The organism is Tahibacter harae, assembly GCF_024437735.1.
Taxonomy (GTDB): domain Bacteria; phylum Pseudomonadota; class Gammaproteobacteria; order Xanthomonadales; family Rhodanobacteraceae; genus Tahibacter; species Tahibacter harae.
This window is the reverse complement of the sequence record NZ_JANFQO010000030.1, coordinates 15,607-36,139: the sequence shown is the minus strand read 5'-3', so window position 1 is coordinate 36,139 and position 20,533 is coordinate 15,607. Positions and strand designations below refer to the sequence as shown.

Below are 20,533 nucleotides of genomic sequence, written 5' to 3'. Positions count from 1 at the left end.
GGAGACAGGCTCAGCCGCGCTCCAGCAGCTTGCGCAGATCCAGTATCGCCGCGTTGGCGCGCGAGACGTAGTTCGCCATCACCAGCGAATGATTGGCGAAGAAACCGAACGGCGTCCCGTTGAGCACGACCGGGCTGCCCAGCCCTTTCTGCGCTTCCTCCAGCTCGCGCACGACCTGCTGCAGGCTGACCTGGGCGTTCTTGTCGCGCAGCACCGGCGCGAAATCGCGCTGCATCGCGTGCAGTTGCTGCAGCACGGCCCAGGTATAGCCGCGCGCCTCGTAGAACACATCGTCGATCTGGGTCCAGGACGTGCGCACCAGGCGGTCGCCGCCGCTGGGACGGGACTGTTGCGCATTGGCGTCGCCGGCCAGGTCGGTGTCCAGGCGCAGCTGGCCGACACTGGCCGACAGGCGCTGCGACAGCGAGCCCAGGCGAGTGGAGACCACCTGCAGGTAATCCGAAAGGTTGTCGGCGCGGGCGTAGAACTGGCCGTCGTTCTGGTCGCCGTCGGCGAGGCGGGTCAGGTAGGCGTTGATCTGCGCCTCGGCCTTGGAATACTGGCTTTCCGAACTGGGCAGCAGCCAGCGGTCGTTGGGGCTGGACAGCAGCGGCTCGGCCTCCATCAGGTTGCGGTCTTCCGTGCTCTGGGTCTGCGAGCGGCTGAAATCGTTGCGCAGGAAGCGCACCAGGTCGCGGCTGGCGGTGAGCACGCCGAATTCCCAGTTCGGCACATTGTCCATCAGTGAACCCGGCGGCAGCAGGTCGTTGCTGAGATAGCCCCCGCGCTTGTGCAGCAGTACGTCGATGGTCGCGGCCAGGGTCGCCGTGGTCACGCTGCCGACCACCACGGGCTGGCTCACCGCCTGGGCACGGCGCTCGGCTTCGCGCTGCACATCCAGCGAGGCCGGTTCGTAGTCCCACCACCACATCAGGCCCAGCACCAGCAGCAGCAACAGGCCCAGCACGGCGCCGGCAAGGCTCAGCCAGGGCCGGCGCTTGCGGGTGGCAATCAAGGCATCGGGCGAACTCATGGGCGGCTTCCTTGGAATGATGCCGCATTCTTGGGGTGGGCGGCCCCGGCGATCAAGTGCGGACACCGCGCCATACGCCGCGTAACGGTACACGGTATTGCGCCGCGTCTGCCGCTACCATGCGCGCGGGGGGCCAGCCGGCCCGGAGGGGAAAACATGGAACACCACACCACATGGCGCCGCCGCGGCGCCAGGGGCCGCTGCGTGCGCGCCCTGCTCAGCCTGTTGCTGCTGCCGGCCGCCGCCGGCGCTGCGAACTTCACCGTCACCACCCTGGCCGACAACGGCGCCGGCAGCCTGCGCGACGCCGTGGACCAGGCCAATCGCACCGTCGGCGCCGATGTCATCACCTTCGGCGCAGGCCTCAGCGGCAGCATCGTGCTGAGCAGCGGCGCCATCGACATCTTCGATGCACTCAGCATCAACGGCCCGGGCGCCGCCCAGCTCAGCATCAGCGGCAATCACGCTTCGCGCCTGTTCCGCATAGGTCCGGCCGGCGGTTCTCGTGCCTCGCTTACGACCGCGATCAGCGGCCTCAGCCTCATCGACGCCAGCTCGCCCGACGAAGGCGGCGCCATCTTCGTCGACGACAGCGACCTGACCATCGACGGCTGCGTTTTCCGCGGCAACAGCGCCCAGCGCGGCGGCGGGCTGTATGCCTTTCCCAGCGGCTCGACCAGCCTGATCCTCCGCAACACGCGCTTTGAGAACAACACTGCCACGGCCGACGGCGGCGGCTTCGGCGCGCAGGACATCGACAATGTCAGCCTGAACAACGTCACGGTCAGCGGCAACACGGCCGCGCGCAGCGGCGGCGGCGGCTTCCTGCGCGGGGTCAACATCAACATCACGCAGAGCCGCTTCAGCGGCAACACCGGCAGCACCCAGGCGCCGGGTGTCGGCGGCGCCAGCGGCGGCGGCGCGCTGCGCATCGACGGTACCAAGGCCACGGCAGTGATCCAGATCAGCAACACGCAGTTCAGCGCCAACGCCAGCCAGCGCGGCCAGGGCGGCGCGTTGTGGCTGAGCGCGCAGCCGCCCGAGACACCGCCCGTGATCGCCAGCGCGCCGCTGGACCGGATCCAGGCGGATGCAAATACCGCCGATCTCGCCGGCGGCGCGATCTACGCCGCCAACCTCAATCTGACGCTGAGCAACAGCACCCTGGCCGGCAACCGCGCCCAGCAGGCCGGCGGCGGCATCGCTTTCCAGACAGCGGGCGCGCTGAGCCTCAGCAACGCGACCGTGAGCGGTAACAGCAGCGTGCAGGCCAGCGGCGGCGGCATCTACAGCGCCGCGGCGACCACGCTGGAGCTGGCCTCGTCCACCGTCGCCGGCAACAGCGCCGCCAGCGCCGGCGGTATACGCCGCGACGGCGCCGCGGCGATCCTGCGCAACAGCATCATCGCCGACAACACCGCGGCCAGCGCGGCGGACCTCGGCGGCGCATTTGCGCCAAATTTCACGTTGATAGAAAGCAGCACCGGCACCAGCCTCGCGGCCGGCAGCGGCAATCTCACCGGCGTCGATCCGCTGCTGGGTGCGCTGGCTGTCAACGGCGGCCCGACCTGGACTCTGCTGCCCGCCGCTGCCAGCCCGGCGCTGAATGCCGGCGACACCGTGACCGCCGGCCTGCCCGCGGCCGACCAGCGCGGCCTGACGCGCATCGCCGCCGGCCGCATCGACATGGGCGCAGTGGAGCGGCAGTCGCCCGAGGACGTGATTTTCCGCAACGGCATGCAGCTGTAGCGAATCGCCGCCGCGGCGCGCTTTCGCACCGCGGCTTGCCGCAAACGGAAAGGCCGGCTTGCGCCGGCCTTTCCGCTGTCCGGGACAAATCCGGCTCAGGCCTGGTGGTAGATCTCCGCGCCGCCGGCGCGGAATTCCTGCGCCTTCTCCTGCATCGCCTGCTGCAGCGCCTGGTCCTCGCTGACGCCCTTCTCGGCGGCGTAGTCGCGCACGTCCTGGGTGATCTTCATGGAGCAGAAGTGCGGTCCGCACATGGAGCAGAAATGGGCCACCTTGTGCGCGTCCTTGGGCAGGGTTTCGTCGTGGAATTCCTGCGCCTTTTCCGGATCCAGGCCCAGGTTGAACTGATCCTGCCAGCGGAATTCGAAGCGCGCCTTGGACAGGGCGTTGTCGCGCGTCTGCGCGCCGGGATGCCCCTTGGCCAGGTCCGCCGCATGCGCGGCGATCTTGTAGGCGATGATGCCGTCGCGCACGTCCTGCTTGTTGGGCAGCCCCAGGTGCTCCTTCGGCGTCACGTAGCAGAGCATGGCCGTGCCGAACCAGCCGATCATCGCCGCGCCGATGGCGCTGGTGATGTGGTCGTAGCCCGGGGCAATGTCCGTGGTCAGCGGCCCCAGGGTGTAGAACGGCGCCTCGCTGCAGACGCGCAGCTGGCGTTCCATGTTTTCCTTGATCAGCTGCATGGGCACGTGGCCCGGACCTTCGATCATGGTCTGCACATCGTGCTTCCAGGCGATGTGGGTCAGCTCGCCCAGGGTATCCAGCTCGGCGAACTGGGCGGCGTCGTTGGCATCGGCGATGGAGCCCGGACGCAGGCCGTCGCCGAGCGAGAAGGCCACGTCATAGGCCTTCATGATTTCGCAGATTTCCTCGAAATGGGTGTAGAGGAAATTCTCGCGGTGGTGCGCCAGGCACCATTTGGCCAGGATGGAGCCGCCGCGGCTGACGATGCCGGTGACGCGCCTGGCCGTCAGCGGGATATGCGCCAGACGCACGCCGGCGTGGATGGTGAAATAGTCAACGCCCTGCTCGGCCTGTTCGATCAGGGTGTCGCGGAAGATCTCCCAGGTCAGCTCCTCAGCCTTGCCGTCGACCTTTTCCAGCGCCTGATAGATTGGCACGGTACCGATGGGCACCGGCGAATTGCGCAGGATCCATTCCCGCGTCTCGTGGATGTGCTTGCCGGTGGACAGGTCCATCACCGTGTCGCCGCCCCAGCGTATCGACCACACCATCTTTTCCACTTCTTCCGCGATGGACGAAGTCACGGCGGAATTGCCGATGTTGGCGTTGATCTTGGTCAGAAAGTTGCGGCCAATGATCATCGGCTCGGATTCGGGATGATTGATGTTGTTCGGAATGATGGCGCGGCCGCGGGCAACCTCGTCGCGCACGAATTCCGGCGTGATCAGGCGCGGCAGCGCGGCGCCGAAGCTTTCGCCCGGATGCTGCACGCGCAGGTGCGCCTCGGCGGCTTCCAGACGCTGGTTTTCGCGCAGGGCGATGTATTCCATCTCCGGCGTGATCATGCCGCGGCGGGCGTAGTGCATCTGGGTGACGTTGGCGCCGGCCCTGGCGCGCAGCGGCCGGCGCAGGTTGGGGAAGCGCACCGCGTCCAGGCGCCGGTCGGCTTCGCGCTTGCGGCCGTATTCGGAGGAAAGGCCGGCCAGCTGTTCCACGTCGCCGCGCTCGGCGATCCAGGCCGCGCGCAGCGGCGGCAGGCCGGCGCTGAGGTCGATGCGGTAATCCGGATCGGTATACGGGCCCGAGGTGTCGTAGACCGTGACCGGGGCGTTCTTCTCGGCACCGAACACCAGCGGCGTGTCCGACAGCGCGATCTCGCGCAGCGGCACGCGCAGGTCTGCACGGCTGCCGACGACATGGATCTTGCGCGAGCCCGGAATCGGGCGCGTCACCTGTTCGGACAGTTCCTGGGTCTGGCGCACCAGGTCGGAAGGAAGGGCATTCATCGGCATCGTCCTAAATGGTCTGGGGACGAAGCGGCGGCGCGCAGCGCCGCTCACGGCGCTGCCACGAAGCTTCCTACGCCGGCATTATCCGGGTCAGGTACGAAGGGACTCTCTCAGCCCAGGCCTGGGCACCCCCGCTTCAGGTGCGCATTCAAGCACGAAGCGGGGGCCGGCGCGAGGGTGTGCCTCAGGCGCGGCCGCGGCAGGGCGAATACGCGCGCAGGAACATGTCGACGGTGGCGGCTATATGTTCTTCCACCGCCTGCGCGCAAAAGGGCTCGGAACAGCCGCACATCATGCGGGCGTGCAGTTCGCCCTTGAGCAGGCAGAAGAACTGCGAGGTGGCGCGCCAGACTTCGGGAATCTCCAGCTGGCCGCCGTCGACCTCGGCCTGCAGGAAGGCCTCGAACGCGGCCTGCAGCTTCTTGGGGCCGGCCTCCCAGAACAGCTGCGCCAGCTTCGTCGGCTGCGCCTGCGAGGTCATCATGCGATGCAGCGCGATCGATTCCTCGCTGGTGATGAGGGCAAAGAAGGCCTGCGCGATGGTCATGAGCTGGCCGCGGATCGGCCCTTCCAGATCCGCCAGGAACAGGCCGGGCGGCAGCTGCTCCTCGCACTTGGCCTCTATGACGGACTTGAAAAGCGTCTCTTTGTCATTGAAGTGACTGTAGACAGTCAGCTTGGAGACGCCGGCTTCGGCGGCGATCGCATCCATGCTCGTGCCATCGAAGCCCTGTTTCGGAAAAAGGCGCTTGCCGGCTTCAAGAATGGCAGCACGTTTTTCGAGGTCTTTCGGTCGCCCGGGAGCGGCCTGTTTCATCAATGATGACATGGCAAATGAAATACTAGACAGTGCAGTTTAGTAATGATACTGTACCGGCGAGTTCAGGTAAACCCGCCAGTCAATTCTCCTGAAGGATTGTAACAATGCGTGCCTCTCCCCCTCCCAGCCCGTTGGTCTCGGTCAACCGCCTGGGGACCGGCCTCATTCTCCTCTTTCTGGCCCTGGGCATTTCCGGCTGCAATACCCGCGCTGAAGTCCAGGAACCCGTCCGCCCCGCTATCGTAGCCCGTCCCCAGTCCGCGGCGGCCGAAGCCGGCACCTTGTACAGCGGTGACATCAAGGCGCGCTATGACAGCGCCCTGGGTTTCCGCGTCGGCGGCAAGATCAGCAAGCGCAACGTCGATGTAGGTGCGCATGTGAAGGCTGGCGACATCATCGCCGTGCTCGATCCTCAGGATCTCAACCTGCAGGCCAGCAGCGCCAAGGCCGCGCTGGCGGCCGCCGAGGCCGACCTGGCCACCGCCCAGTCCGAACGCACCCGCTACGAAGCGCTGCGCGGCAAGAATTTCGTCAGCGCCACCCAGTTCGACGCCGTCGACAACCGCCTCAAGGCCGCGACCGCGCGCGCCACCGAAGCCCGCGCCGCGCTCAACGTGGCGCAGAACCAGGCCGGCTACAGCGAACTGCGCGCCGACCAGGACGGCGTCATCACCTCCATCGCCGCCGAGGCCGGCCAGGTCGTCGCACCGGGCCAGACCATCGCTACCCTCGCCCGCGACGGCGAGCGCGAAGTCGAGATCAGCGTGCCGGAAAGCCGCATCGCCGACTACCGCAAGGGACAGCCGGCGACGATCGAACTCTGGGCCGAATCCGGCAAGCACCTGAGCGGCACCCTGCGCGAGATCGCGCCGGAAGCCGATGCGACCACCCGCACCTACCGCGTCCGCGTCGCCCTGGGCGAGAACTCGGCCGCGGCCAAGCTGGGCCAGACCGCGCGCGTCTACTTCGCCGGCGGCGCCGGCGCCGAGGCACACCTGGTGCCGCTGTCGGCACTGTACGAGAAAGAAGGCAAGCCGGCCGTGTGGGTGCTGGATGCCAAGACCCGCCAGGTCCACCTCAAGCCCGTCACCGTCAGCGCCTACCGCGAACAGGGCGTGCTGCTGACCGACGGCGTGGACACGCAGGACTGGATCATCGCCGCCGGCGTGCACAAGCTGCGCGAAGGCCAGCCGGTCAATCCGGTCGATCAGAGCAACAAGCCGCTGACCCTGTAAACCGCTTCCCCGCCCGGCCGTTGTCTGCCGTCTCCTCCCTCCCCTCCCGGGCGGCAGACAGCGGAACGGGCACCCCGGTTGTCTTCGCAGCGGGCCGCGCGTGGAGCGCGCGCGGGCCGCCATACCTTCCCCAGCCGGAGTCCGCGGGTTGACGCACCCGGCGCCGGCACTCGCCACAAGCCTAACAATGAGCACATTCAACTTGTCCGAGTGGGCGCTGCGCAATCAGTCCATCGTGCGCTATTTCATCGTCGTGCTCGCCCTGGTCGGCCTGTTCGCCTACCGTTCGCTGGGCCAGTCCGAAGATCCGCCGTTCACCTTCAAGGCCATGGTCATACAGACCAACTGGCCCGGCGCCACCGCCGCCGAGATCAACGAACAGATCACCGAACGCATAGAAAAGAAGCTGCAGGAGCTGCCGGACCTGGAATTCCTGCGCAGCTACGCGCGCCCGGGCGAATCGCAGATCATCGTCGTGGCGCGCGATTCGCTGGATTCGCGCCACGTGCCCGATCTCTGGTACCAGGTGCGCAAGAAGGTCGGCGATATCCGCCACACCCTGCCGCCGGGCGCGATAGGCCCGTTCTTCAACGATGAGTTCGGCGACACCTTCGGCAATATCTACGCCCTGACCGGCGACGGCTTTTCCTACGCCCTGCTCAAGGACTACGCCGAGCGCCTCAAGCTCGAACTGCTGCGCGTGCCCAACGTGGCCAAGGTCGATCTGATCGGCCTGCAGGACGAGAAAATCTTCATCGAAGTATCCAATGCCAAGCTGGCCACGCTCGGCGTCAGCTTCGCCCAGGTGCAGGCCACGCTGGAAGCGCAGAACGCGATCACGCCGGCCGGCAGCTTCGAGACCGCGACCGACCGCATCTACCTGCGCACTTCCGGCGCCTTCGATTCGGTCGATGCGATCCGCGACATCGCCATCCGTGCCAACGGCCGCCTTTTCCGCCTCGGCGACGTGGCCGAAGTGCGGCGCAGCTACAGCGACCCGCCGCAGCCGCGCATGCGCTTCATGGGCAAGGAAGCGCTGGGCATCGCCGTATCCATGAAGAAGGGCGGCGACATCATCCAGCTCGGCCGCGATCTCGACACGGCCACGCATCGCCTGCAGGCCAGCCTGCCGCTGGGCCTGGAGCTGTCGCGCGTCGCCGACCAGCCGCATGCGGTGGAACGCTCGGTGCACGAGTTCGTGCGCACCCTCGCCGAAGCCGTGATCATCGTGCTGCTGGTGAGCTTCTTTTCGCTGGGCTTCCGCACCGGCCTGGTGGTGGCGCTGTCCATCCCGCTGGTGCTGGCGATGACCTTCGCCGCGATGCGCTATTTCAACATCGACCTGCACAAGATCTCGCTGGGCGCGCTGGTGCTGGCCCTGGGCCTGCTGGTCGACGACGCCATCATCGCGGTGGAAATGATGGCGGTGAAGATGGAACAGGGCTACGACCGCATCAGCGCCGCCGCCTTCGCCTATACCTCGACTGCCTTCCCCATGCTGACCGGCACCCTGGTCACCGCGGCCGGCTTCCTGCCCATCGCCACGGCCCAGTCGGGCACGGGCGAATACACCCGCTCGATCTTCCAGGTGGTCACCATCGCCCTGATCATTTCCTGGGTCGCGGCGGTGATCTTCATTCCCTATCTGGGCTACAAGCTGCTGCCGGATCTGGGCAAACCGGCCGAGCCGCCGCGGCCGGATTCCTTCGCCGCGCGCGCGCATTCGCTGCGCCTGCGCCTGATCCAGCTGCTGCCACGCCGCCTGCGCGCCGCCTTGGCCGGGGGTCCGGCCCACGGCCATGACAATGGGCACGATCCCTATGCCTCGCCCTTCTACCGCAGCTTCCGCCGCCTGGTCGACTGGTGCGTGGGACACCGCCGCACCGTGATCGCTGCGACGCTGGCGCTGTTCATCGCGTCCATCGTCGGTTTCGGTTTCGTGCAACAGCAGTTCTTCCCCGACTCGACCCGGCCCGAACTCATGGTGGACATGAAGCTGACCGAAGGCTCGTCGCTGGAAGCGACCGCGGCCCAGGTCAAGAAGCTGGAATCCTGGCTGGCCAGGCGGCCGGAGCTGGAGAACTACGTCAGCTATGTCGGCACCGGCTCGCCGCGCTTCTACCTGCCGCTGGACCAGCAGCTGCCCCAGGCCAGCTTCGCCCAGTTCGTGCTGCTGACCAAGGGTTCGCAGGAGCGCGAGAAACTGCGCGCCGAACTGCTCAAGCTGTTCGAGACCGATTTCCCGGAGCTGCGCGGCCGCGTGCTGCGCCTGGAGAACGGCCCGCCGGTCGGCTATCCGATCCAGTTCCGCGTCTCGGGCGAGGACATAGGCCTGGTGCGCAAGCTCGCCCGCGAAGTCGCCGCCGAGGTGCGCAAGAATCCGCATGTGCGCAATGTGAACCTGGACTGGGACGAGCCCAGCAAGGTCATCCGTCTGGCCATAGACCAGGACCGCGCCCGCGTGCTCGGCGTCAGCTCGCAGGATCTGTCCAACTTCCTGCAAAGTTCCCTTTCCGGCGTGCCCATCTCGACCTACCGCGAGAAGGACGAACTCATCCAGGTGCAGCTGCGCGGCCCGGACGAGGAACGCGCCCAGCTTTCGCTGCTGGAGAACCTGGCCGTGCCCACGGCCTCAGGCAAGACGGTGCCGCTGGGCCAGATCGCCAAGCTCGAATACGCCACCGAGGAAGGCATCATCTGGCGCCGCAACCGCCTGCCCACCATCACCGTGCGCGGCGATACCGACGGGCTGATGCAGCCGCCGACCATCACCGGCCAGATCCAGCCCACCCTGGAAGACGTACGCGCCAAGCTGCCGGCCGGCTACCTGCTGGAAATCGGCGGCACAGTGGAGGATTCCGGCAAGGGCCAGCGTTCGGTCAATGCCGGCATGCCGCTGTTCCTGTTCGTGGTGCTGACCCTGCTGATGCTGCAGCTGAAGAGCTTCAGCCGCACCGTGATGGTGTTCCTGACCGCGCCGCTGGGTCTGATCGGCGTGACCTTGTTCCTGCTCGTGTTCAACGTACCGTTCGGCTTCGTCGCCATGCTGGGCACCATCGCCCTGGCCGGCATGATCATGCGCAACTCGGTCATCCTGATCGACCAGATCGAGCAGGACATCGCCAAGGGCCATGCTGCCTGGGATGCCATCGTCGATGCGACCGTCCGGCGCTTCCGCCCCATCGTACTCACCGCGCTGGCCGCGATCCTGGCCATGATCCCCCTGTCGCGCAGCGCATTTTTCGGACCGATGGCCGTCGCCATCATGGGTGGCCTGTTCGTTGCAACGGCGCTGACCCTGCTCTTTCTGCCAGCCCTGTACGCCGCCTGGTTCCGGATCAAACGTCCGGACGCAGCGGCCGCTCCGGCCGGCGCATAGGACCCTGCACATGTCAGCCATGCCCGAACTGCATCTGAGCCAATCGTTCAAACTCGCCCAGCGCGCCTTTGCCGTGCTGCTGGATACCGCCCATTTCGACGCCAGCCTGGCCATGGCCGCGCGGGTGCGCATCGCCGCCCTGGACAAACTGGATCTGGGCCGGCTGGTGCGCTGGCTGGCCTGGCAGGCGCGGGTGCGCAACCCGCAGGCACTCGCGCGCATCGAAAGGGTCGATCTGCGCCTGGCCGCCGGCGTACTGCATGCCCGTGCGCAACTCCCGGCGGACGGACGTCCGGCCCTGTCCGGAAGTCCGCGCCGGACAGCTTAAGGTGTTAAATGTCAGACACTTGCGATGACTTCCGGCACTACGGGCCGGGCCACGGACAGGCGATGCTGAATTTGCCGTGGACGGCGTCTGCGCCTATGCTTTCGCCCCTTTTCCGTTGGAGTCACCGCTCGTGTCCCTGAATATCGAAAGGGCCCGGTTCAACATGGTCGAGCAGCAGGTGCGTCCCTGGGACGTACTCGATGCGCGCGTGCTCGACGTGCTGGCCCACCAGGTCCGGCGCGACCGCTATGTCAGCGCCGAGCACGCCCAGCTGGCCTATGCCGACCTGGAACTGCCGCTGGCCCACGGCCAGAGCATGATGAAGCCGGTGGTCGAAGGCCGCGTGCTGCAGGCCGTGCTGGCCCAGGCCGGCGAAAGCGTGCTGGAGATCGGCACCGGCTCAGGCTTCCTGGCCGCCTGCCTGTCGCGCCTCGCGCGCGAGGTGACCAGCATAGAGCTGTACGACGATCTCGCCGCGAGCGCACGCGAGCGCCTGCAGCGCGACGGCTTCGACAATGTCAGCGTCGAAGTCGCCGAGGCGATCAACGGCTACGAGCCGCGCCGCGAATTCGACGTGGTCGTGCTCACCGGGGCGGTCTATTCCCTGCCGGAACGCATGAAGCAGTGGCTCAAGCCCGGCGGACGCCTGTTCGCCGTCATCGGCGAATCGCCGGTGCAGCAGGCCATTGTGTTTACGCGCGAAGGCACCAGCTTGCGCGAAACCTCTTTGTTTGAAACTGATCTCGCCTATCTGACGAACGCCGCCCCACCCCGGCGGTTCAGTCTGTAAGGTTCTTCGGCCGGGCGAGTTCGCATCAATTTGAGCCTTAATCCAGGACGGCTCCCTTTCCAGGAAGCGACAATGACAAAGCGAAACCCGTTCAAGCTGCTGCCCCTGACGCTGGCCATCGCGCTGGTGCCCACGCTCGCATCGGCTGAAGACCTGACCCAGATCTACGACCTAGCCCGCCAGAACGACCCCGTCCTGTCCGGTGCCGAGGCGCAGCGCCTGTCCACCGCCGAAGGGGTCAACCAGGCCACCTCGGCGCTGCTGCCGCAGATCTCCGCCGCGTATGACTTCGGCGACAGCCGGGTCACGCGCTACAGCTCCGGCATAGGGCAGGACCAGGAAGGCAATTTCGGCATCCGCGTCACTACCAGCGAATCCGACGGCCGCAGCACCACGCTGTCGGGCCAGCTCACCCAGTCCATCGTGGATTTCTCCAAATGGACGGCGCGCAAGGCTGCCAAGGAACAGGCCCTGCGCGGCGACTCCCAGTACCTGCAGGCGGAGCAGAATCTCGCCATCCGCGTCGCCACCGCGTATTTCGCCGTGCTGACCGCGGAAGACACGCTGGCCTTCTCCCAGGCCGAGGAAAAGGCGCTGAACCGCCAGCTCGACCAGGCCCAGCAGCGCTTTGAGGTCGGTCTGTCGGCGATCACCGACGTGAACGAAGCCAAGGCGCAGCATGACTCGGCCCGCGCCGCGTCGATCCTCGCGCAGAACTCGCTGGAAGATGCGCGCGAAGCGCTGCGCGAGATCACCGGCAAGGAACCCGGCACCCTGTCGCGCCTGCGCGCCGAACTGCCGCTGAAGGAGCCGGTGCCGAACGACATGCAGGCCTGGGTGGACCGCGCCCTGGCGGAAAATCCCGCGCTGAAGGCGCAGGAACACGCGGTGGAGGCCGCGAAGGCGAACATCAACACCGCCCGTTCCGGCCATCTGCCCACGCTGTCGGGCACCCTGAGCTACCAGCGCAACCCGAGCTGGGGCGATGGCTCGTCCAGCCAGAATCCGGTTCCCGGCGACATCCACAGCAACAGCCGCGACACCAATCGCAGCGTCGGCCTGCGCCTGACCGTGCCCATCTTCACCGGCGGCTACACCCAGTCGCGCGTGCGCCAGGCGGTGTACGACCGCGATGCCGCCGTCGACCAACTGGAACAGAACCGGCGTGCGCTGATCCGCAACACGCGCCTGAACTTCCGCTCGGTCGTGGCCGGCATCAGCGAGGTGGAAGCGCGCAAGCAGGCGGTCGTCTCGGCCAACAGCGCGCTGGAAGCGACCCAGGCCGGCTTTGAAGTCGGCACCCGCACCATCGTCGACGTGCTGCTGTCGCAGCGCCAGCTGTACCAGGCCCAGCGCGACCACTCCCAGGCGCGCCACAGCTTCGTGCTGAACCAGCTGCTGCTGCGCCAGTCGGCCGGCGACATCGGTCCCAAGGACCTGCAGGAAGTCAACGCGCTGCTGGTCGACTGACCGCGGCGGTATCGCATGCAGAAAGGGCGGCCCCGGGCCGCCCTTTTTTTGTGCGGAAAACCGCGCGGCCGCCGCTTCACTCGCCCGCCAGCACCCGCTCGATCGCCGCCATGTTGCGCCCCACGGCGCCGCGCTCGCGCTCGAACACCAGGCGCGCCTGGGCGCCCATGCGGCGGCGGCTGTCCTGGTCGGCGAGGTAGCGCGTGATGGTGGCGCCCAGTGCGTCGGCGTCGGCGATCTGGGCGGCGCCGCCTTCCTCGACCAGGCTGGCCGTGATGGCCTCGAAATTGAACGTGTTCGGGCCTACCACCACCGGCAGCGACAGCGCGGCGGGCTCCAGCACGTTGTGCCCGCCTATGGGCACCAGGCTGCCGCCGACGAAGGCCACGTCGGCCGCGGCGTAGTAGTGCAGCAGCTCGCCCAGCGTATCGACCACGAAGCACTGGCTGGCGGCGCCGGCACATTCGTCCTCGCTGCGCGTGCGCGTGGTGAAGCCCAGGCTGCGGCAGGCCAGCGCGACCGGGCGGAAGCGTTCCGGATGGCGCGGCGCGATCAGCAGCAGGGCATCGGGAAAGCGCCGCAGCACCGCCGCATGCGCCTTGAGCACCGGCAGTTCCTCGCCCTCGTGGGTGCTGGCCGCGATCCACACCGGCCGGTGCGGCCCCCACTGCTCGCGCAGGCGCCGGCCCGTGCCGGCCAGGTCTTCCGGCACGGCCATGTCGAACTTGATATTGCCCAGCACCGACAGCCGGGCCGGATCCGCGCCCAGCTCCAGCAGGCGCCGCGCATCGGCGCTGGACTGCGCCGCGACATGCCGCGCCGAACGTATCGCCAGCCGCGCCAGCGGCCGCACCGGGCCGTAGCCGCGCAGGCTCTTCTCCGACAGCCGCGCATTGGCGACCACCAGCGGAATCTGCCGCCGCGCGCATTCGTGGAACAGGTTGGGCCAGATCTCGGTTTCCATGATTACGCCCAGGCGCGGCTTGACCCGCTCCAGGAAGCGCGCCACCGATGCCGGCAGGTCGTAGGGCAGGTAGACATGGAACACGCGCCCGCCGAACAGCTTCTGCACGCGCTCCGAGCCGGTCGGCGTGATCGTGGTGATGACGAAGGGCAGATCGGCGTACTGGCGCATCAGCGCCTCGATCAGGGGCACGGCCGCGTTCACTTCGCCCACCGAGACGGCGTGAATCCAGATGCTCTGGCGGAAACCCGGCGCCGGAAAGAAGCCGAAGCGCTCGCGCCAGCGTCCCAGATAGCTACGGTAATGCAGGCCGCGCCGCGCAAGCCGGAACAGGATCACCGGCGTCAGCAGGTACATCACGAAGGTGTAGAGGGAACGGGGGAACACGAACCTGCGCTTGGCGGCGGTGGCGGCGCAGTATAGCGGCTGGACCCGCGGACGCCGCGCCGCTGTCCGCGCGGCGTCCGCGGACAGGCCGCGGCGATCGCGCAAGCACGGCAAAGCGCGCCACGGCGCGGTTGCGGCCGGCCTGCACGTCTGGCATGCGCATTGCGTATAGGCTGGCCGTTCCCCTGACCATCGAGGATTGCCGCATGACCCGTTCCCGCCGGTCCTATCCGATCCGGGCCCTGATCGCCGCCCTCGGCGCCGCGCTGTTCGGTGCCGCCTGCACCCCGGCCGTGCGCCAGGAAGCCGCCACGCCGCCGGCCGCGGCCGCCGCCCCCGTGGTGGTTCCCGATCCGGTGGCCGAACTCAACGCGCTGGCCGACCGCTACGTCGACGCCGTACTCGACTTCGATCCCACCGTGACCTATTTCACCGGCCTGCCGGTCAAGGCCCACGACCGCCTGCCGCGCAACTCCGCCGCCGATATCGCCGCGCTTGAGCAGCAGGAAGACGCCATGCTGGCCGAACTCGACCGCATCGCCGCCGCGCCGCTGCAGGGCACGCCGCACGCGGTCACCTACGCCATCCTGCGCGAAAGCCTGGAATCCAGCCGCGATCTGCGCATCTGCCACCGCGAGCGCTGGACCGTCAGCCACATGAACGGCTGGCTGTCCGGCCTGGCCGAAGCCGCCCAGGCCCAGCCCGTGGCCACGGCCCAGGAGCGCAGCGATGCCGTGGCACGCTGGTCCGGCCTCGGCGCCTTCATCGACAACGACATCGCCAACCAGCGCAACGGCCTGGCCACCGGCTACAGCGCACCGCGCAGCGTGGTCGACCGCGTGCTCAAGCAGCTCGACGGCATGCTCGCCGGCAAGCCCGAGGCGCTGCCCTTCTACTCGCCCGCCGAACGCTCCGACGACGCCGCGTTCAAGGCGCAGATGCGCCAGGTCATGCTGGACAAGGTGCAACCGGCGCTGCAGCGCTACCGCGACTTCCTCGCCAAGGAATACCGTGCCAAGGCGCGCGAAAGCGTCGCCCTGTCGGCCCTGCCCGACGGCGCGGCCTGCTACGCGGCGCAGCTGCGCAGCTACACCACGCTCAAGCGCAGCCCGCGCGAGGTCTACGAGCTGGGCCAGAAGACGGTGGCCGACAACGAGGCCGTGGTCGCCGAGCTCGGCCAGCGCTTGTTCGGCACGCGCGACATACCCACCATCATCAAAAAGGTGGAGAAAGAGAAAAAGAACCTGTTCAAGTCGGAACAGGAACTGCTCGACTACTCCCGCGCCGGCCTGGACCGCGCGCGCGAACTCAGCGCGCCGCTGTTCGCGCGCATGCCAAAACAGCCGGCCGTGATCGAGCCCTTCCCCGAATTCCAGCGCGGCAGCGGCGTCAGCTCGCACTACATCCCCAGCACCGATCCGGCCAAGCCGGGCGAATTCCGCATCCAGCTGGAAAACTGGCGCACGGAGACCCGCGGCGCGGCCGAAATCACCCTGGTGCACGAGACCTGGCCCGGCCATCACCTGCAGATCGCCCTGGCCAACGAGCTGCCGCCCAGCCACCGCATCGTCAAGCTGGGCTTCAATTCGGCCTACCTGGAAGGCTGGGGACGCTATTCCGAACGCCTGGCCGAGGAAGCCGGCATTTATCAGACCGAATACGCCAGGATCTCGCGCCGCATCTGGCCGGCCCGCGGCATGGTCGGCGATCCCGGCCTGCACCTGTTCGGCTGGACCCGGCAGCAGGCCATCGACTACTTCGCCGCCACCGGCCGCTTCGGCAGGAAAGGCGCCGAGGACCTGATCGACCGCATCGCCGTGATGCCGGCCCAGCTCACCTCCTACGATTCCGGCGGCCTGGAAATCTTCGCCCTGCGCGAGCAGGCCGAGCGCGAACTCGGCGCCAAGTTCGATATCCGCCAGTTCCATTCCCAGGTCATAGACCAGGGTGTGGTGCCGCTGGCGCTGCTGCGCCAGAACGTCGAGCGCTGGATTGCCCAGACCAAGTGACGCCCAAGCATCCGCAGAAATGAAAAGAGCCGGCGCCACCCGCGCCGGCTCTCTTGTTTTCAGGGCGGCCGCCAGCGACCGCCCGGGTGCCGTTTACATTGCCGAACGCACTCCGGTCCCTACGGCGTCTGCTCGTAACGTTCGTGCAGCTTGACCGGCTCGACCTTCCGGCGCGCCCGGTTGCGGATCCACAGGTTGATCATCTCGACAAAGACCGAGAACGCCATCGAGGCGTAGATATAACCTTTCGGAATCTTCTGGCCGAAGCCGTCGGCGACCAGCACCAGGCCAATCATGATCAGGAAGCTCAGCGCCAGCACCTTGACCGTGGGGTGGCGCTCGACGAAATCGCCGATGGGGCGGGCGAACATCAGCATGAAGACAATGGAGATCAGGATGGCGGCGAACATCACCCAGCGCTCCTCGACCATGCCCACGGCGGTGATGATGGAATCCAGCGAGAACACCACGTCCAGCAGCATGATCTGCACGATCACGCTGCCGAAAGTAGCCACGGCGCGGCCGCTGGCGCTGACTTCCTCGGAGGCGCCTTCCAGTTTCTGATGGATCTCGTGCGTGGCCTTGCCGATCAGGAACAGGCCGCCGCCGATCAGGATGAGGTCGCGCCAGGAAATCGTATGGCCGAAGGCGGTGAACAGCGGCGCGGTGAGCCCGACTATCCAGGCAATGGTGAACAGCAGGCCGAAACGGGTGATCGCGGCGAGCAATATGCCCAGGCGGCGCGCCTTGTCGCGCTGCTCCGCCGGCAGCTTGCCGGCCAGGATGGAGATGAAAATGATGTTGTCTATGCCCAGCACCAGCTCCAGCGCGGTGAGCGTGGCCAGGGCGATCCAGAGTTCGGGGTTGGCAAGCGATTCCATGGCTTCTGTTTGAACCGTCAGGGGCCCAGCGGGCGGGTGCGGGCCAGGCCCGCGGCAAAGAGCGGCTGCAGCAAAGCCCGCCGGCACGCGCGCTGCGATCTCCGTACGAGACCGCAGCGTGTTCCGGCAGGTCTGCAGATGTAGCCGCCCCGGCCGCGGAGACTAGGGTCATGCCCGTGAAGGCCGCGCCACGGCCGCGAGGCGGCGATGCATGCCGGACCGCTCCCGGGCGCGGCAACGCCGATGTCCCGCACCGGCAGGCCGCGCTCCCTGGGAGCGCGCTGCACGCCGCGGGGAAGCCGCGCTCACTGCGTCGTTGTAGCGCGGCCGCCGGTGGAGTGCTCCCGCACGCCGCGGAAACGCTACCGGATCGCTGGAACCCGCCGCGACGCGATGACATGCTCCGCGGCCATGCACTCCATTCCCCTGCAATTGCTGCGCACCACGTTCGGCCTGTGGCGGCAGCACTGGCCGCCGCTGGTGCTGCTGGTGCTGGCCGGCTACCTGGCCAATGAATGGCTGCTGCGCCTGGTGGTCGAGGCCGGCCTGCGCAATCACGTGCTGGGCCTGTCCCTGCTGGCGCCGCTGGTGGTGCTGGAGCTGGCCATCGTCATCGCCATGTTCCATGTGCTGCGTCCTTCGCTGCCGGCGCTGGGCAGCACCGCTGCGGTGGCGGACGACACAGCCGGGCCGGCGCGACGCGGCGACCGCCTGGCTTCGGCGCTGGCCCTGGCCCTCGTGCCGTTCTTCGCTTACTACGCGGCCTGGGGACTGCTCGGCGAAACCGTGCGCGAATATTCCCTGGCCGGCCTGGCGCGCGACCCGCTGGGCCAGTACGGGCCGCTGCTGGATGCGCTGAAATCCAGCGGCCTGCTCATTTCGGTGGCCGCGTCCTGGCTGCTGCGCCGCTACGCCAAGGCACGCGAGGCGCGCAAGCATTCGCCGGGCTGGCAGGCGCTGATCGTGCTGTGCGAGGCAAACTGGGTCTTCATCGGCCTGTTCGTCATCACCCGCGGCAAGGAAGTCGCGATGAAATGGCTGGAATCGCGCGTGGTCTGGCAGTACTTCGGCGGCGCCTCGGCCGATCTCGCCCAGGCGCCGCTGGCGCCGGGCCTGCCGACCTTGATGGATACCGTCTGGAACGCAGCCCAGGGCTTGTTCCTGGCCGCCCTGCTGCCACTGGTCTGGCTGGCGATCACCGCGCTGATCTTCGGCCGCGAGCTGGGCGAGAAATCCCTGCTCTCCACCAACCGCCGGCTGGAAAAGCTGGTCGACCGCTACGACCGCCTGCCCGCCACCCTGCGCCAGTTCGGCGATGACGTGGTCAAGGGCTACCGCACGCGCTACGTGCCGGTGGCAAACAGCCTGCGCCTGACCCTGCAAGCCGGGCTGACCCTGGTGCTGGCCTTCTGTGTGGGCTACCGCGGCCTGGAATGGCTGTCGGTACAGGCCTGGGTGCTGGCCACGCAGCTGATCGGCCCGCACCCGGCAGAGTTCTGGCGCCCGGTTGGCAATGCGCTGGCCCTGTTCGTGGGCAGTCCGCTGGGCACCGGCGCCAGCCTGCTGTTCGAGCCGCTGCGTATCTGCCTGCTGGCCGCAACGCTGGAGCTGGGCGTGGCCGCCTGGCAGCGCCGCCATGGCACCGTGCCCGCGCCGCCGCCCGCCTCAGCGCAATTGCAGCCGCAATAGACGCGGCTTTTCCGCACCGAGGCGTATCACCGCAGCCACGTCGTCGACCGCATCCTCGGGCAGCAGGAAATCCTGTTCAAAGCGGAATTCCAGCGCCACCTGGGGCGGATCGGACAGGCTGCCGCTGCAGCGCGCAGGGAACTCGCGGCGCTTGAGCGGCGCCGGCTGCGGTTTCCAGCGCCGGCCGCGGCTATCGGCGAGTTCCAGCTCGCAGCGGTCGAGGTGCTTCACCGCTTCCGCATCGCCCGGCCGCAGCGCGACGCGCACGCGCAGCAGATGCACGCCCGGCGGCAGGCTGGCCGCCTGCAAGTTCAGCCCCGGCGCCGCCGCCTCGGCCGGCAGCACGCCGCTCCAGGACTGGAAGCCGTCGATACGCCAGCTGCTGCCGCCGTAGTCCTGGCGTCCGCAGGCGGCGACCACGGTCTCGTCCACGGCCCGGCTGCGCAGATAGTCCAGCAGACCTTCGCCGCTGGCCGTCCATAGCGCCAGCGGCAACAGCAGGATCAGGCCGGCCAGGCTGCGCCGGTACAGGCGGCGCGTCCTCATGGGCGCACCAGGTCGTAGAACTCGCGCGGCGCCGGCGCGACGGCCAGGCCCAGGTCGATATGCAGCTCCGAGTCCAGCCGGCTCAGGCGGTTCTCGGACAGGGCCAGCACGGCGCCGGCCAGGGCATCGGCCGGCAGCTCGAACAGCAGCACGCCGCGGCTTTCGATGCCGGGCTGCAATTCGCGCGCGGCCAGCAACGGCGGACTCAGGGGCAGGCGCCCGCTCTGGGCGTAGCGGCGGCCGTCGCGGGTCAGCAACTGGGCATTGCCCAGGGTGACCGGCACCTGGGTCGCGCGGGCGCTGGCCTCGACCACCAGCCAGACGCCGCTGCTGTCGCGCTGCTCGACGCTGTCGGGCCGGCGTTCGTAACGGATCAGGCGCGCGGCATGCACCGCGTCCACGCGCGCCTCGAAGCGCCGGCCCGCCAGGTTTTCGCCGCTGCGGCCGCGCTGCACCAGCGGCCCGACCAAGGCGTCGTAATTCGGTGTCGACTCGCGCATGGCCAGCAGCAGGGCCAGCGCCAGCACGGTCCAGCCCAGGGCGCGCAGCCGGCTCATGGCGGCGTCACCGGCGCGTCGGGCGCGGCCACGTGGAGGTGCACTTCGGCCAGCGGCTTGGGCGTGAACCAGCCCGCGCCGCCGCTGAGATTGTCGCGGGACTTGTACACCTTGCTCAGGATCACCACCGGCAGCGGATCCGGGATCGCCGTGCCCGCCGGCACCTCCCAGGACAGGGCGACCCGCTCGGGCATCTTCGGATGCAGCATGCCCAGCACGCTGTTGTCGCGCAGCAGGGTGGGCGGCGTCTTGGGCGTGATCGCGGGCAGGCCTATGCGGAAGGCTGAGGCAATATCGCTGCTGGACTCGCGCGTACGGTTGGTCAGTTCCACGTCGAGGTTCAGCGCCACCTTGCCCGGCGGCGCCTCGCGCCCGTCGGCGCGGCGTGCGCTGAGCCAGGCGCGCTGTACGACGACGTGCCACTGGCCGGTATCCAGGCCCTTGCCGGCTTCCAGCGCCGGCAAGGCCGGCGGCTTGGCCGCGGCAAAACCACCGCTGAGCCAGGTCGCGAGCCCGGCGACGGCGCCGACCGCGCCCAGCAGCAGCCAGACCGATACCTGTTTCGCATTGCCGTCGAGCCAGCCAGGTTGGGACAGACGCCGTTTCAGAAGCCGCACCCGCAGAGGCAAAAAACGCGCGGATTCTGGCACGCCGGCCCGCGCCGACGCTGCTGATCGCGTCACCGATTGGGCAGGCCTGCAACACAGCTGCCGCGCCGCTGAT

The 20,533-nt window shown here is 68.1% G+C and carries 16 protein-coding genes and 1 riboswitch; of the genes, 8 read left to right on the top strand and 8 right to left on the bottom strand.

Going from position 1 to position 20,533, the window contains the following annotated elements; genetic code table 11:
- Positions 1 to 10: 10 nt before the first annotated feature.
- Positions 11 to 1,033, bottom strand: a complete 1,023-nt coding sequence (locus tag NM961_RS22160) for a DUF2333 family protein (RefSeq protein ID WP_255916617.1) — start codon at positions 1,031 to 1,033, stop codon at positions 11 to 13.
- A 156-nt stretch (positions 1,034 to 1,189) separates the two neighbouring features.
- Between NM961_RS22160 and NM961_RS22155 the strand changes: the two genes are divergently transcribed.
- On the top strand, positions 1,190 to 2,782 hold the full coding sequence (locus NM961_RS22155; RefSeq protein ID WP_255916616.1) for a choice-of-anchor Q domain-containing protein: 1,593 nt from the start codon (positions 1,190 to 1,192) through the stop codon (positions 2,780 to 2,782).
- 95 nt (positions 2,783 to 2,877) lie between these two features.
- On the opposite strand, the gene thiC is transcribed toward NM961_RS22155, so the two are convergent.
- Positions 2,878 to 4,752: a phosphomethylpyrimidine synthase ThiC gene (thiC, locus tag NM961_RS22150; RefSeq protein WP_255916615.1), complete on the bottom strand. Its 1,875-nt coding sequence runs from the start codon at positions 4,750 to 4,752 to the stop codon at positions 2,878 to 2,880.
- 53 nt (positions 4,753 to 4,805) lie between these two features.
- A riboswitch (TPP riboswitch) is annotated at positions 4,806 to 4,898 on the bottom strand.
- Between the two features lie 41 nt (positions 4,899 to 4,939).
- Positions 4,940 to 5,572, bottom strand: a complete 633-nt coding sequence (locus NM961_RS22145; RefSeq protein ID WP_255916614.1) for a TetR/AcrR family transcriptional regulator — start codon at positions 5,570 to 5,572, stop codon at positions 4,940 to 4,942.
- 107 nt (positions 5,573 to 5,679) lie between these two features.
- Here NM961_RS22145 and NM961_RS22140 point away from each other — a divergent pair, with 107 nt between their 5' ends.
- The 5 genes from NM961_RS22140 (at position 5,680) to NM961_RS22120 (ending at position 12,777) form a co-directional block, all read left to right on the top strand.
- Positions 5,680 to 6,810, top strand: a complete 1,131-nt coding sequence (locus NM961_RS22140; RefSeq protein ID WP_255916613.1) for an efflux RND transporter periplasmic adaptor subunit — start codon at positions 5,680 to 5,682, stop codon at positions 6,808 to 6,810.
- Between the two features lie 187 nt (positions 6,811 to 6,997).
- Positions 6,998 to 10,189, top strand: a complete 3,192-nt coding sequence (locus NM961_RS22135; RefSeq protein WP_255916612.1) for an efflux RND transporter permease subunit — start codon at positions 6,998 to 7,000, stop codon at positions 10,187 to 10,189.
- 10 nt (positions 10,190 to 10,199) lie between these two features.
- Positions 10,200 to 10,517 (top strand): hypothetical protein, encoded by a 318-nt coding sequence (locus NM961_RS22130; protein ID WP_255916611.1) that lies wholly within the window; start codon positions 10,200 to 10,202, stop codon positions 10,515 to 10,517.
- Between the two features lie 130 nt (positions 10,518 to 10,647).
- On the top strand, positions 10,648 to 11,307 hold the full coding sequence (locus tag NM961_RS22125; RefSeq protein WP_255916610.1) for a protein-L-isoaspartate O-methyltransferase family protein: 660 nt from the start codon (positions 10,648 to 10,650) through the stop codon (positions 11,305 to 11,307).
- Positions 11,308 to 11,379: 72 nt separating this feature from the next.
- A complete protein-coding gene (locus NM961_RS22120) occupies positions 11,380 to 12,777 on the top strand; it encodes a TolC family outer membrane protein (protein WP_255916609.1) in 1,398 nt (465 codons plus the stop codon).
- 76 nt (positions 12,778 to 12,853) lie between these two features.
- On the opposite strand, the gene waaA is transcribed toward NM961_RS22120, so the two are convergent.
- The gene (gene waaA, locus NM961_RS22115) at positions 12,854 to 14,128 is read right to left on the bottom strand and encodes a lipid IV(A) 3-deoxy-D-manno-octulosonic acid transferase (protein WP_255916608.1); all 1,275 of its coding nucleotides are present in this window, start codon (positions 14,126 to 14,128) and stop codon (positions 12,854 to 12,856) included.
- A 206-nt stretch (positions 14,129 to 14,334) separates the two neighbouring features.
- Here waaA and NM961_RS22110 point away from each other — a divergent pair, with 206 nt between their 5' ends.
- Complete coding sequence (locus tag NM961_RS22110; RefSeq protein ID WP_255916607.1) at positions 14,335 to 16,137, top strand: DUF885 domain-containing protein; 1,803 nt, start codon at positions 14,335 to 14,337, stop codon at positions 16,135 to 16,137.
- Between the two features lie 119 nt (positions 16,138 to 16,256).
- Here the strand turns inward: NM961_RS22110 and NM961_RS22105 are convergent, their stop codons facing one another.
- Positions 16,257 to 17,018, bottom strand: a complete 762-nt coding sequence (locus NM961_RS22105) for a TerC family protein (RefSeq protein WP_255916606.1) — start codon at positions 17,016 to 17,018, stop codon at positions 16,257 to 16,259.
- 411 nt (positions 17,019 to 17,429) lie between these two features.
- Between NM961_RS22105 and NM961_RS22100 the strand changes: the two genes are divergently transcribed.
- The gene (locus NM961_RS22100) at positions 17,430 to 18,707 is read left to right on the top strand and encodes a hypothetical protein (RefSeq protein ID WP_255916605.1); all 1,278 of its coding nucleotides are present in this window, start codon (positions 17,430 to 17,432) and stop codon (positions 18,705 to 18,707) included.
- On the opposite strand, the gene NM961_RS22095 is transcribed toward NM961_RS22100, so the two are convergent.
- Genes NM961_RS22095 through NM961_RS22085 form a run of 3 tightly spaced genes read right to left on the bottom strand, consistent with a single transcriptional unit; the run spans position 18,684 to position 20,427 of the window.
- Positions 18,684 to 19,253, bottom strand: a complete 570-nt coding sequence (locus NM961_RS22095; protein WP_255916604.1) for a hypothetical protein — start codon at positions 19,251 to 19,253, stop codon at positions 18,684 to 18,686. The two genes, NM961_RS22100 and NM961_RS22095, sit on opposite strands and share 24 nt — an antisense overlap.
- Complete coding sequence (locus NM961_RS22090) at positions 19,250 to 19,810, bottom strand: hypothetical protein (RefSeq protein ID WP_255916603.1); 561 nt, start codon at positions 19,808 to 19,810, stop codon at positions 19,250 to 19,252. The genes NM961_RS22095 and NM961_RS22090 overlap by 4 nt, the downstream gene beginning before the upstream one ends.
- Positions 19,807 to 20,427 (bottom strand): hypothetical protein, encoded by a 621-nt coding sequence (locus tag NM961_RS22085; protein ID WP_255916602.1) that lies wholly within the window; start codon positions 20,425 to 20,427, stop codon positions 19,807 to 19,809. The genes NM961_RS22090 and NM961_RS22085 overlap by 4 nt, the downstream gene beginning before the upstream one ends.
- Positions 20,428 to 20,533: the final 106 nt, after the last annotated feature.